The organism is Kosakonia quasisacchari (assembly GCF_004331415.1).
In the GTDB taxonomy this organism is placed as follows: Bacteria; Pseudomonadota; Gammaproteobacteria; order Enterobacterales; family Enterobacteriaceae; genus Kosakonia; species Kosakonia quasisacchari.
In genome coordinates this window covers 104778-117658 of the sequence record NZ_SJOP01000012.1, presented here as the reverse complement: position 1 = coordinate 117658, position 12881 = coordinate 104778, and the positions used below count along the sequence as shown (strand labels likewise).

At 55.1% G+C, this 12881-nt stretch carries 12 protein-coding genes; 8 read left to right on the top strand and 4 right to left on the bottom strand.

Going from position 1 to position 12881, the window contains the following annotated elements; all coding sequences use genetic code 11:
- Positions 1 to 43 precede the first annotated feature (43 nt).
- Positions 44 to 1780, bottom strand: coding sequence for a D-lactate dehydrogenase (dld, locus tag E0L21_RS14495; protein WP_131410647.1), 1737 nt, complete (start codon positions 1778 to 1780; stop codon positions 44 to 46).
- 309 nt (positions 1781 to 2089) lie between these two features.
- Between dld and bglX the strand changes: the two genes are divergently transcribed.
- The 5 genes from bglX (at position 2090) to E0L21_RS14470 (ending at position 8278) form a co-directional block, all read left to right on the top strand.
- Positions 2090 to 4387 carry a beta-glucosidase BglX gene (gene bglX / locus E0L21_RS14490; protein ID WP_131410645.1) on the top strand — a complete coding sequence of 766 codons (2298 nt, stop codon included), beginning with the start codon at positions 2090 to 2092 and terminating at the stop codon, positions 4385 to 4387.
- A 149-nt stretch (positions 4388 to 4536) separates the two neighbouring features.
- Positions 4537 to 5454 carry a glycine betaine ABC transporter substrate-binding protein OsmF gene (gene osmF / locus E0L21_RS14485; protein ID WP_131410643.1) on the top strand — a complete coding sequence of 306 codons (918 nt, stop codon included), beginning with the start codon at positions 4537 to 4539 and terminating at the stop codon, positions 5452 to 5454.
- Positions 5455 to 5462: 8 nt separating this feature from the next.
- Entirely contained in the window at positions 5463 to 6617 is a 1155-nt protein-coding gene (locus E0L21_RS14480) for an ABC transporter permease (RefSeq protein ID WP_131410641.1), read from the top strand.
- Positions 6610 to 7557, top strand: a complete 948-nt coding sequence (locus E0L21_RS14475) for an ABC transporter ATP-binding protein (RefSeq protein ID WP_131410639.1) — start codon at positions 6610 to 6612, stop codon at positions 7555 to 7557. Before E0L21_RS14480 ends, E0L21_RS14475 begins: the two co-directional genes overlap by 8 nt.
- The gene (locus E0L21_RS14470) at positions 7541 to 8278 is read left to right on the top strand and encodes an ABC transporter permease (RefSeq protein ID WP_131410637.1); all 738 of its coding nucleotides are present in this window, start codon (positions 7541 to 7543) and stop codon (positions 8276 to 8278) included. The genes E0L21_RS14475 and E0L21_RS14470 overlap by 17 nt, the downstream gene beginning before the upstream one ends.
- Here E0L21_RS14470 and E0L21_RS14465 read toward each other — a convergent pair.
- Together E0L21_RS14465 and mlrA are read right to left on the bottom strand one after the other, a co-directional pair.
- Positions 8253 to 8366 (bottom strand): protein YohO, encoded by a 114-nt coding sequence (locus E0L21_RS14465; protein WP_017459817.1) that lies wholly within the window; start codon positions 8364 to 8366, stop codon positions 8253 to 8255. The genes E0L21_RS14470 and E0L21_RS14465 overlap by 26 nt on opposite strands.
- Before the next feature lie 60 nt (positions 8367 to 8426).
- Positions 8427 to 9158, bottom strand: coding sequence for an HTH-type transcriptional regulator MlrA (gene mlrA / locus E0L21_RS14460; RefSeq protein WP_131410635.1), 732 nt, complete (start codon positions 9156 to 9158; stop codon positions 8427 to 8429).
- A 219-nt stretch (positions 9159 to 9377) separates the two neighbouring features.
- Between mlrA and E0L21_RS14455 the strand changes: the two genes are divergently transcribed.
- The 3 genes from E0L21_RS14455 to E0L21_RS14445 are packed head-to-tail and all read left to right on the top strand — an operon-like array spanning position 9378 to position 12318.
- Positions 9378 to 11066 carry a sensor histidine kinase gene (locus tag E0L21_RS14455; RefSeq protein WP_131410633.1) on the top strand — a complete coding sequence of 563 codons (1689 nt, stop codon included), beginning with the start codon at positions 9378 to 9380 and terminating at the stop codon, positions 11064 to 11066.
- Positions 11060 to 11779 carry a two-component system response regulator BtsR gene (btsR, locus tag E0L21_RS14450; protein ID WP_017459820.1) on the top strand — a complete coding sequence of 240 codons (720 nt, stop codon included), beginning with the start codon at positions 11060 to 11062 and terminating at the stop codon, positions 11777 to 11779. The genes E0L21_RS14455 and btsR overlap by 7 nt, the downstream gene beginning before the upstream one ends.
- 53 nt (positions 11780 to 11832) lie before the next feature.
- Positions 11833 to 12318, top strand: coding sequence for a YehS family protein (locus tag E0L21_RS14445; protein ID WP_131410631.1), 486 nt, complete (start codon positions 11833 to 11835; stop codon positions 12316 to 12318).
- Positions 12319 to 12402: 84 nt separating this feature from the next.
- On the opposite strand, the gene E0L21_RS14440 is transcribed toward E0L21_RS14445, so the two are convergent.
- A complete protein-coding gene (locus E0L21_RS14440) occupies positions 12403 to 12858 on the bottom strand; it encodes a YehR family lipoprotein (RefSeq protein ID WP_131410629.1) in 456 nt (151 codons plus the stop codon).
- Positions 12859 to 12881 lie beyond the last annotated feature (23 nt).

Below are 12881 nucleotides of genomic sequence, written 5' to 3'. Positions count from 1 at the left end.
CTACTCTATTACGAAAGGAGCACAAATACAGCCTGTCAACGGGTTATTTCATCGTCGTTGACGGTGCGTTATTTGAAGCGTGTTCTTCTTGCCAGAACTTGCGCTTGCTGGTTTTACCGATGCCGGGATTCATGCTGTTTGTCGGGTCGTTTTCTTTATAAAAACGTTTTAACGGTTCCGCGGCTTCATACAGATGCCCGACGTTATGCTCGGCCGGGTATTGCGCGCCACGCTGGCGTAACAGTTCCAGCATTTGCTCTTTCAGCGCATGGGCATCCACGCCTTTTTTCACAATGTAATCCTGGTGGAAAACATGGCACATAAAGTGGCCGTAATAGAGCTTATGCACCAGTTGGCTGTCGATTTTCGGCGGCAGATGCTCAAACCAGTCGCTGTCATTGCGGCGCAACGCGATATCCAGCGCCAGAATATCTTCCACTTCATCGGCGTGTACCGCCTGATAACGAATCGCCGCACCGGCGGCGGCAAAGCGGTGTAAGAATGCTTTGCTCCCTTCTTCAGGCGTGCAAACAAAAAAGTCGCCCTCTGCATTAGTAAAGTACGTTTTCAGCCAGTTTTGTGCTTCCGCAATGCCATCGCCGGACATTTTCAGCAGCAGGTGATGTTCATATTTATCACGCCACTCTTTCATGCGCGGCGGCAGGTGAGACGGGAAAAAGCCGCTGATTTTTTGCAAGGAACGATCAATAAAATGCGGCTTAAATACCGTCGCTCTTTCCAGCAGCGCTTCGGTGCGGCCTTTCATGGTGAAGAAGAACGGCATTTTATCGGTGCCGAGTTTATCGATCATCAGGAAGGTGTCTTTGCCGTAGCGCTCGGCGATATCGTAAATATCGCGATGCATATACTCACCGGCGACGGGCAGGTTTTCGAAGTTGGCCAGAATATGACGACGGATCTCCGCCAGTACCGCCGTTTGATTTGTGCCGATATAGAACACTTGCTGCCGCGTTTCTGCCCGGAAGGTGTCGAGACGGACGGCAAAAACGGCCAGTTTCCCCGCGCAGCCGGAGGATTCGAACAAGCGCTGCGGGTCGGCGTTGTAACGCGCCGGGGTGTCGGCATCGACATCGCGCACGCGGGTGATGTAATCATGATCGTGGCCGTGGCGCTGGTCGTGCAACACGTCGCTATCGCTAACACGATCGTCATCGAGTTTGCTGAGGATCTGCTCCGGTGTTTCCCCCAGCGCAATCCCTAAATGGTTCACCAGCACCAGTTTGCCCTGATCATCAATGCGTGCGAACAGCGACATTTCGGTGTAGGCCGGGCCGCGTTGCACCAGTGAACCGCCGGAGTTATTGCAGATGCCGCCAATCACCGATGCGCCAATGCAGGAAGAGCCGATCACTGAATGTGGCTCGCGGCCCAGCGGTTTGAGCGCTTTTTCCAGCGAATAGAGCGTCGTGCCAGGGTAGGCGAGTACCTGTTCTCCGTTATCCAGCAGGTGCAGCTTATCAAGGCGCAGAGTGCTGATAATCACGATTTCCCGGTCATAGTCATTGCCGTTTGGCGTCGAACCTTCCGTCAGCCCGGTGTTCGCCGCCTGCATCAGAATAATTTTATCGGCGTTAACACAGGCTTGCAGAACGCGCCATAACTCAACCAGCGAGCCAGGAAAGACCACCGCCAGCGCGTTGCCCTGGCCTGAACGAAAGCCCTTACGATAGCGGGCCGTTTTGGCCGGGTCGGTAAGCAGGTGAGACGCGCCAACCAGCCGTTTGAGTTCGCTGATAAAGGCGTTATTTGGATGTGACATTATCCACTCCTTGTGGCTAATCATTGTTCAATACACTTCATTCTTCGGGCCGCCTTTGAGTAGCGTTGGCACCCGGAAGCTTATCTCAGTAAGCGTCATAAGAATGTGAAGACCTGCCGCTTTGGCGCGTTATGCATGATGACGTGTAAAGTGCGCATTAATGTTAGTCCCGTAAAACCAAACGGGGGGAGCGAATTCGCATAAAAATCAGAGTCCCACTCTGCAACACGTGCCAGGATTATGGCACACTGCGTTTCTTTCGCGGCCAGTGACCGCGGTTATGGGTGAAAAAACAAGAGAGTAAACGACATGAAATGGCTATGTTCTGTAGGTGTCGCTGTGAGCCTCGCGCTGCAACCTGCGCTGGCGGAAGAGATGTTCGGCAACCATCCGCTGACGCCAGAAGCAAGGGATGCGTTTGTCACTGAGCTGCTCAAGAAAATGACGGTCGATGAAAAAATCGGCCAGTTGCGTTTAATCAGCGTCGGGCCGGATAACCCAAAAGAAGCCATTCGCGACATGATCAAAGCAAGCCAGGTCGGCGCGATTTTTAACACCGTCACCCGGCAGGATATTCGCGCCATGCAGGATCAGGCGATGCAGTTGAGCCGCCTGAAAATCCCTCTGTTTTTCGCCTATGACGTGGTACACGGCCAGCGTACCGTCTTCCCGATTAGCCTCGGTCTTGCCTCCAGTTTTAACCTTGATGCGGTGAGAACGGTTGGTCGCGTTTCTGCCTATGAAGCCGCTGATGATGGCCTGAATATGACTTGGGCGCCAATGGTTGATGTCTCGCGCGATCCGCGTTGGGGCCGTGTTTCTGAAGGGTTTGGCGAAGATACTTACCTGACTTCAGAAATGGGGCGCACCATGGTAGAAGCGATGCAGGGCAAAAGCCCGGCGGATCGCTACTCGGTGATGACCAGCGTGAAACACTTCGCCGCCTATGGCGCGGTAGAAGGCGGTAAAGAGTACAACACCGTTGATATGAGCCCACAGCGCCTGTTCAACGACTACATGCCACCGTACAAAGCCGCGCTGGACGCCGGTAGCGGCGGTGTGATGGTGGCGCTGAACTCGCTTAATGGCACACCGGCTTCCTCTGACTCATGGTTGCTGAAAGACTTGCTGCGCGATGAGTGGGGCTTTAAAGGCATCACCATTTCCGATCACGGGGCGATTAAAGAGCTGATTAAACACGGCACCGCCGCTGATCCGGAAGATGCGGTGCGCGTGGCGCTGAACTCCGGCATCAACATGAGTATGAGCGATGAGTACTACAGCAAATACCTGCCGGGCCTGGTGAAATCCGGCAAAGTGACGATGGCGGAGCTGGATGATGCCACCCGTCACGTGCTGAATGTGAAATACGATATGGGGCTGTTTAACGATCCGTACAGCCACCTGGGGCCGAAAGAGAGCGACCCGCAAGACACCAATGCCGAAAGCCGTCTGCACCGCAAAGAAGCGCGTCAAGTGGCGCGCGAAAGTATGGTGCTGTTGAAAAACCGTCTTGAGACGCTGCCGCTGAAAAAATCGGGCACCGTGGCGGTGGTTGGCCCGCTGGCGGACAGCAAACGTGATTCGATGGGCAGTTGGTCTGCGGCTGGCGTTGCCGATCAGTCCGTTACCGTGCTGACCGGTATTCGCAACGCACTGGCCGGTAAGGGTGAAGTGGTGTATGCCAAAGGGGCAAACATCACCAATGACAAAGATATCGTTAATTTCCTCAATCTTTATGAACCGGCGGTGGTTGTTGACCCGCGTTCACCGCAAGCGATGATTGATGAAGCGGTCGCCGCCGCGAAAAAATCCGACGTGGTTGTTGCGGTAGTGGGTGAAGCGCAGGGCATGGCGCATGAAGCTTCCAGCCGCACCGATATCACTATTCCGCAGAGCCAGCGCGATTTGATCGCCGCGCTGAAAGCCACCGGCAAGCCGCTGGTGCTGGTGCTGATGAACGGTCGTCCGCTGGCACTGGTGAAAGAGGATCAGCAAGCCGATGCCATTCTGGAAACCTGGTTTGCTGGCACCGAAGGCGGCAATGCCATTGCCGATATTCTGTTTGGTGATTACAACCCGTCCGGTAAGGTGCCGATGTCCTTCCCGCGCTCTGTCGGGCAGATCCCGGTCTATTACAGCCACCTCAACACCGGGCGTCCGTATAATGCAGATAAACCCAACAAATACACCTCTCGCTACTTTGATGAAGCGAACGGCCCGCTCTATCCGTTTGGTTATGGCCTGAGCTACACCACCTTCAAGGTTTCTGACGTGAAGATGTCCGCACCGTCGATGACGCGCACGGGCAAAGTGACCGCCAGCGTCGAGGTGACCAACACCGGCAAACGTGAAGGCGAGACGGTTATTCAGATGTATTTGCAGGATGTCACCGCTTCAGTGAGCCGCCCGGTAAAACAACTGCGCGGTTTTGATAAGGTGAATCTGAAACCGGGCGAAACCCAAACCGTTAGCTTCCCGATCGATATTAATGCGCTGAAATTCTGGAACCAGCTCATGAAATATGACGCGGAGCCGGGCAAATTCAATGTCTTTATCGGCGTTGATTCCGCGCGCGTTAATCAGGGTGAGTTTGAACTGCGTTAACCTCTCACAGGCCGGGAAACCGGCCTGATTTTCCTCGCTATACCTTATTCCTTTATCGTTTAACCTTCTAACGCGACAAAGCCGCTATTTTTCGGCTACGCTCTTTTCTCAAGCTGCTGAAAAAGGCCGTAAAAAATGAGGGAAGTACAATGACAATCATTAAAAAGATTGCGTGCTCAATAGGGTTAATCGCCGCTGTGAGCCTCCCGCTGCAGGCGGCGGAGCCGATAAAGGTCGGTTCCAAAATTGATACCGAAGGGGCGCTGCTGGGCAACATCATTTTGCAGGTTCTGGAAAGTCATGGTGTAAAAACAGTCAATAAAGTGCAGCTCGGCACCACGCCAGTGGTGCGCGGCGCGATCACTTCTGGCGAGCTGGATATTTACCCGGAGTACACCGGCAACGGGGCGTTCTTCTTTAAAGATGAAAACGATGCCGCGTGGAAAAACGCGCAGCAGGGCTACGAAAAAGTCAAAAAGCTGGATGCCGAAAAAAACAAGCTGGTATGGCTAACCCCCGCGCCGGCGAACAATACCTGGACTATCGCGGTGCGCCAGGATTTGGCGCAAAAAAACAAACTTAACTCGCTTGAAGATCTGAGCCGCTACCTGAAAGCGGGCGGTGAATTTAAGCTCGCCGCGTCGGCTGAATTCATTGAGCGCACCGATGCGCTGCCCGCCTTTGAAAAAGCCTATGACTTTAAGCTGAAACAGGATCAACTGTTGTCGCTGGCCGGTGGCGATACGGCGGTGACCATCAAAGCGGCGGCGCAGCAAACCTCTGGCGTCAATGCGGCGATGGCCTACGGTACGGATGGCCCGGTGGCAGCACTCGGTCTGCAAACCTTGAGCGATCCGAAAGGTGTGCAGCCTATCTATGCGCCAACGCCGGTGGTGCGCGAATCTGTACTCAAAGCCTACCCGCAACTGGATGCGTGGCTGAAACCGGTCTTTGCCAGCCTGGATGAGAAGACGCTGCAAAAACTGAACGCCAGCATTGCAGTTGAAGGGCTGGATGCGAAGAAAGTCGCCGCAGATTACCTGAAAGAAAAAGGCCTGGTGAAATAACTACCCCTATGGATGTTTCGATACGCTGCCATAACCGTGTGTTGTTGCTGTTGGCTGTGCTGGGCGGGTTGGCGGCGTGGCTGCCGTTTGTGAGCTATGCGCCAAACCGGCTGGTTTCCGGCGAAAGCCGCGCTTTATGGCAGCTTTTTTCCGCGCTGTGGTTACTCGCCCCCTGCTTTTTACTGGCGATGAGCTTTATTCCCGGCCGCGGTGTGCAGGTGGCTACACTGCTGCTCACTGAAGTGCTGTTCTGCCTGCTGATATGGAGCGCGGGCAGGGCGGCGACCGACCTCGCGCAGGTGGGCAGCCCGCTGGCGCGTACCTCGCCCGGAAGCGGGTTGTGGCTGTGGCTTGCGCTGACGCTTTTGGCCTGTAGCGATGCGATTCGCCGGGTTGTGTCCAACCCCGTGTGGCGCTGGTTGCTGCATGCGCAGGTGTGGTGCTTCCCCCTCTTTTTATTGCTCAGCGGCAAGCTGGATAATCTCTCACTGCTACGCGAATACACCAATCGCCAGGATGTGTTCAACGATGCGCTGGCGCAGCATTTAACGCTGTTGTTTGGCACATTGTTACCTGCGTTGGTATTTGGTTTTGCCATTGGGCTGTGGTGCTATCGGCATCCCTCTCGACAGGGGCCGGTGTTCGCGGTGCTCAACGTCATTCAAACCATTCCCTCGGTGGCGCTGTTCGGCTTACTGATTGCGCCGCTGGCCGGGCTGGTGCGGCAATTCCCTGAGCTTAATCATCTGGGGATTGCCGGAACCGGTATGACACCGGCGCTGATTGCGTTAATTCTCTATGCTTTACTGCCGCTGGTGCGTGGCGTGGTTGCCGGATTAAACCAGGTGTCGCAAGAGGTGCTGGAAAGCGCCGAAGCGATGGGCATGAGCGCACGTCAGCGTTTCTGGCAGGTGCGACTGCCGCTGGCGCTTCCGCTGCTGCTGCGCAGCCTGCGGGTGGTAGCGGTGCAAACGGTCGGGATGGCGGTGATCGCGGCATTGATTGGTGCGGGCGGATTTGGTGCGCTGGTCTTCCAGGGGCTGCTGAGCAGCGCGCTGGATCTGGTGCTGCTGGGCGTCATTCCGGTTATTGTCATGGCGGTGGTTGTTGATGCGTTATTTGGTTTAGGCATAGCGCTGCTGAAGGTGAAACATCATGATTGAATTTAACAACGTCAGTAAAACCTTTGCCGGGCAGCCAGCGGTAAGCAACCTCAATTTACACGTAAAAACCGGCGCGTTTTCGGTGCTGATTGGCACCTCGGGATCCGGAAAATCCACCACCCTGAAGATGATTAACCGGCTGGTTGAGCATGACGAAGGCAAGATTACGTTTGCCGGGGTGGATATCCGCACGCTTCCGGTGCTGGAGCTGCGCCGTCGCATGGGTTATGCCATCCAGTCGATTGGTTTATTTCCTCACTGGACGGTGGCGCAGAACATTGCCACTGTGTTGCAACTGCAAAAATGGACTCGCGCGAAGCGCGACGCGCGGGTGGATGAGCTTATGGCCCTGCTTGGGCTGGAGCCTTTGTTGCGTGACCGCTTTCCACACCAGCTTTCCGGTGGGCAGCAGCAGCGTGTAGGGGTTGCCCGTGCCCTTGCTGCCGATCCGGAAGTGTTGTTAATGGATGAACCCTTCGGTGCGCTTGATCCCGTGACACGCGCGGCGTTACAGCAGGAGATGGTGCGCATTCACCGCCTGCTTGGGCGCACCATTGTGCTGGTGACGCATGATATTGACGAAGCATTGCAACTGGCCGATCACCTGGTGCTGATGGATGGCGGGAAGGTGGTACAGCAGGGGACGCCGTTATCAATGTTAACTGCGCCGCGTAACGATTTCGTGCGCGAGTTTTTTGGCCGCAGCGAGCTTGGCGTGCGGTTGCTCTCTTTGCGCCAGGTGAGCGGTTATCTGCGCAGTGAACACGTTTATGCTGGTGAACCGCTACAGGACGCGATGACGCTGCGTGAAGCGCTCTCTGCGTTTGTCGCCCAGCAGTGCGAGGTGCTACCGGTAAATAATGCGCAGGGGCAGCCCTGCGGGAGCCTGCATTTTCGCGATTTACTGCGCGTGGAGGCTGCCTGTGAAGATCCTGCGTGATCCGCTGCTGTGGCTGATAGTGCTGTTTATTGCGCTGCTGATCTGGTTGCCGCACAGCACGGCGCTGTTCAGTTCACTTTTTCCGCAACTTCCGCGCCCGGTCTATCTGCAGGAGAGTTTTATTTCGCTCACCGCTGCACATTTCTCGCTGGTCGCGGTTTCCAGCGTGATTTCGATTGTGCTGGGCGTTGGTGCAGGCGTTGCCGTTACGCGTTCTGCCGGGCGGGAGTTTCGCCCGCTGGCGGAAACCATTGCCGCCGTAGGGCAAACTTTTCCCCCGGTCGCGGTGCTGGCGATTGCTGTGCCGGTGATGGGCTTTGGTAAACAACCGGCAATTATTGCGCTGGTACTGTATGGCGTATTGCCGATCTTACAGGGGACGCTGGCGGGGATTGCTTCGGTGCCGGAAAGCGTGCAAAGCGTCGCGAAAGGCATGGGCATGAGCGCGTGGCAGCGGTTGTTAAAAGCAGAGTTGCCGCTCGCTGCACCGATGATTATCGCCGGGGTGCGCACGTCAGTGATTATTAATATCGGTACCGCCACCATCGCCTCAACGGTGGGGGCAAATACGCTGGGTACGCCAATCATTATTGGCCTGAGCGGTTTTAATACGGCTTATGTGTTACAGGGGGCGGTGCTGGTGGCACTGGCGGCGATTATTGTTGATCGGGGATTTGAGCGGCTGGCACAGCGGCTCAACCGACACCGCCACGCACGATAAACGAATAACCGGCGAGCATGACGCCACCAATTCCGCCGATAGCCATCAGCAAAAAGACAGCGATAACAAGAATTTTACCAGACTTCATTTTATGCTCCTTCTGAATCAGGCTGGCATTATAAAGGCAAGTTGAGTTGTTAATAAAACATTAAATGCCGAGTAACCAGACGCTGTGCCCTTCTTCGCGCCACGCCAGCATCTGCTGTTGCTGTGATTCGCCCGGCGTTTCGCCGCACCACACCAGCAGCGTCTGGCCGGGGAACATCTCCGGGCGTAGCTGAGGTAGGGCGTGCGCCAGAATATCCACCCGCCATCCCTGCTGGCTTGCCATCCAGCCTTCCAGCCACAGCCGCGTGGTGTCCTGCACATTCCAGCCAATCACCAGCGCGTCTTTACCCGGTTTTTTACGCGCAGATGCCAGGCACCCGGAAATATAGTTGATAAGTATCCCATCGAGCAGGCTCAGCATCGCCTGCAGGGCGGGCTGCTGGGATTGTAGGCGTAATCGTAAGGGGATAAGCAGATGCGTTGCCAGCGCTTGCGCCGGGTAGTCGCGCCCGTTGTCTTTAATCCACTGATGCAGGCGATGTGGGTCGCCCTGTTGCAGGTATTGCAGGGCGGTTTCTTGCTGGGCCCGCCAGCCATCACGCGTCTCTTCCTGCGCCGAGGAGAGCAGTTTTTGCACTTTGCTGACCTGCACGCCGGTATCTATCCAGCGTTTGATTTCCCGAATGCGGTCTATGTCCTCTTCGGTGAATAACCGATGGCCGCCATCCGTGCGTTGGGGCTGTAATAATCCATAACGTCGTTGCCATGCCCGCAGCGTCACGGGGTTGATTTCGCATAACAACGCCACTTCACCGATTGTGTAAAGCGCCATGGTTTCATCCTCGCCAGCCGACTCCCTGTATAACTGTAGCCGCTGCCGGTCGGCACAGGATGCGCCGCCGCAAATTTGCGCAAAATGTGTCCTGACGGTTAATCACTCTGGCTAACTTTGTGATATGGAGCACGATTTTGTATTTTTTTGCAGCGCTTCAAAGAAACATCTGAAAACACCCTGTATGTTACGCGCTTTAGTTGATGTGGTGTTGCGGGTATGTACGAGTTCAATCTGGTGTTGCTGCTGCTTCAGCAGATGTGTGTGTTTCTGGTTATCGCCTGGTTGATGAGCAAAACGCGGTTGTTTATTCCGCTGATGCAGGTGACCGTGCGCTTACCGCATAAGCTGCTGTGCTACGTCACCTTCTCTATTTTCTGCATTCTCGGCACCTATTTCGGCCTGCATATCGAAGATTCTATCGCCAACACGCGCGCGATTGGCGCGGTGATGGGCGGTCTGCTCGGCGGCCCGTTGGTCGGTGGTCTTGTCGGCTTAACCGGTGGTATTCACCGTTATTCGATGGGCGGTATGACTGCGCTGAGCTGCATGCTTTCTACGTTTGTCGAAGGGCTGCTCGGTGGGCTGGTACACCGGGCGTTGATTAAACGCGGCCGCACCGATCTGGTGTTTAGCCCGTTTACCGCCGGGGTGGTGACCTGCGTGGCGGAACTGATCCAGATGCTGATTATTCTGCTCATCGCCCGTCCGTTTGATAGCGCGCTGCACCTGGTGCAAAGCATTGCCGCGCCGATGATGGTCACCAACACCGTCGGCGCGGCGCTGTTTATGCGCATTTTGCTCGATAAGCGCGCCATGTTCGAAAAATACACTTCGGCGTTTTCCGCCACCGCGCTGAAAGTGGCGGCGTCGACGGAAGGGTTTCTGCGCCAGGGCTTTAACGAAGAGAACAGCATGAAGGTGGCGCTGGTGCTCTATAAAGAGCTGGATATTGGCGCAGTGGCGATAACCGACCGGGAAAAACTGCTGGCCTTCACCGGCACCGGCGACGATCACCATCTGCCGGGGCGGCCTATCTCCTCGGTCTGGACGCAGCGCGCCATTGAAACCGGCGAAGTGGTCTATGCCGACGGTAACGAAGTGCCTTACAAATGTTCGCTCCACCCGCAATGCAAACTCGGTTCGACGCTGGTGATCCCGCTGCGTGGCGAAAACCAGCGCGTGGTTGGCACAATTAAGTTGTATGAAGCGAAAAACCGCCTGTTCAGCTCCATCAACCGCACGCTGGGCGAGGGGATAGCGCAACTGCTCTCGGCGCAGATCCTTGCCGGGCAGTACGAGCGGCAAAAGGCGCTGCTCACTCAGTCGGAAATTAAGCTGCTGCACGCGCAGGTAAATCCGCATTTCCTGTTTAATGCCCTTAACACGTTAAAAGCGGTGATCCGCCGCGACAGCGATCAGGCCGGATTGCTGGTGCAATATCTGTCGACTTTCTTTCGTAAAAACTTAAAACGCCCGTCAGAAATTGTGACGCTGGCGGACGAAATTGAGCATGTGAATGCCTACCTGCAAATTGAAAAAGCGCGTTTTCAGTCGCGCTTGCAGGTGCAGTTGCATGTGCCGGAGACGCTGTCGCATCTGCAACTTCCGGCTTTTACCCTGCAACCGATCGTTGAGAATGCCATCAAACATGGCACGTCGCACCTGCTTGGCGTGGGCGAGATTGTGATTAACGCCAGCCAGGACGGACGGCATCTGGTGCTGGACATTGAAGACAATGCCGGGTTGTACCAGCCGAAAAGCGACGCCAGTGGATTAGGGATGAGCCTGGTGGATAAGCGCCTGCGCGCGCGTTTCGGCGATGAGTGCGGCATTACCATTGCCTGCGAGCCGGATCTGTTTACCCGCATTACCTTACGACTCCCGCTGGAGGAACACGCATGTTAAAAGTGCTGATTGTTGATGACGAACCGCTGGCCCGGGAAAACCTGCGAATTCTGCTCCAGGAAGAGAGTGATATTGAGATTGTTGGCGAGTGCGGTAATGCCGTAGAAGCCATTGGCGCGGTGCATAAACTGCGCCCGGATGTGCTGTTTCTGGATATCCAGATGCCGCGTATCAGCGGGCTGGAGATGGTTGGTATGCTCGATCCGGGAAACCGGCCGTATGTGGTATTCCTGACCGCGTTTGATGAATATGCGGTGCAGGCGTTTGAAGAACACGCGTTCGATTATCTGCTCAAACCGATAGAAGCTCGCCGGCTGGAGAAAACCCTCAGCCGCCTGCGTCTTGAGCGAAACGTGCAGGATGTTTCGGTGCTGCCGGAAAACCAGGAAGCGCTGAAATTTATCCCTTGCACCGGGCATAGCCGGATCTGGTTATTGCAGATGGACGAAGTGGCGTTTGTCAGTAGCCGCATGAGCGGCGTGTATGTGACCAGCCAGGAAGGCAAAGAGGGATTTACCGAGCTGACGCTGCGCACGCTGGAGAGCCGTACGCCGCTGGTGCGTTGCCACCGCCAGTACCTGGTCAATATGGCGCACCTCAAAGAGATCCGCCTCGAAGATAATGGCCAGGCAGAGTTACTGCTGCGTGATGGGCTGACGGTGCCGGTGAGTCGACGTTATCTGAAAAATTTAAAAGAGGCGTTGGGGTTGTAAATTCCTGCGCGATGCCTACACTGCGCGCAGGTTCATCATTTCCGGAAAAAAATATGCTTAATAACGATATCCTGCGCAGCGTGCGTTACACCCTGCAAGCTGATAACACCGCGCTGGTGCGCATTCTGGCGCTGGCGGACACGGTCGTGACCGTTGAACAGCTGGCACCCTGGCTGCGCAAAGACGATGAGGAAGGTTATAAGCCGTGTCCGGATATTGTGTTGTCCGCGTTTCTGAACGGTCTTATTTATGAAAAGCGTGGCAAAGATGAAACCGCGCCGCCGTTGGCTGTTGAGCGCAAGCTGAATAATAATATCGTGCTGAAAAAACTGCGTATCGCTTTCTCGTTAAAGACGGACGATATTCTGGCCATTCTGACCGCCCAGCAGTTTCGCATTTCAATGCCGGAAATCACTGCCATGATGCGTGCACCGGATCATAAGAACTTCCGCGAATGCGGCGATCAGGTCATGCGTTATTTTTTGCGTGGGCTGGCGGTACGCGAACAGAAACCGAAGGGTAAAACCGAAGCGGAATAATCGACACTCCTTCAAGCCGCATCGCCAGGTTGTTACCTGTCGGTGGATGCCGACAACAACGCGCAGCTTGAAGGAGAATATTGCTTACTGGACTTCTTTAAAGCCGCGTGATTTCAGCAGCTCTTCTGATTTTTTCATACTGATTTTGCCATTGACCGTGCCGGTAAACTCAGAGCCCTGCAGGTTGTTCAGCGCAGAAAAATCCACCTCGTTGTAATCCACATCCAGCGTCTCTTGCGCGTAGGTTTCCTGATAATCGACGCTCTCTTTGATCCCTTTAATGCTCTGGTATTTTTTGCTGATCGGATCCAGCACTTTCATCGCCTCGTCTTTTGTCTTCGCGCCAATTGAAGCGTATTCGATTTTATTTTTGGCGGTCTGGCGCTCGACCTGATCGCCTTTGTAGTAATAGGTGAGTGTCACTTCTGTGCCTGCTTGTGAAAAGCTAAAGGTTTTGCTCTGCTCTTTTTCCCCACAGCCGCTCAGGCCAATGAGTAAAGCGACAGAAAAAAGTGCGGCGATGAGTTTACTGAATTTCACGATAATCCCCTGTTTTCCATGTG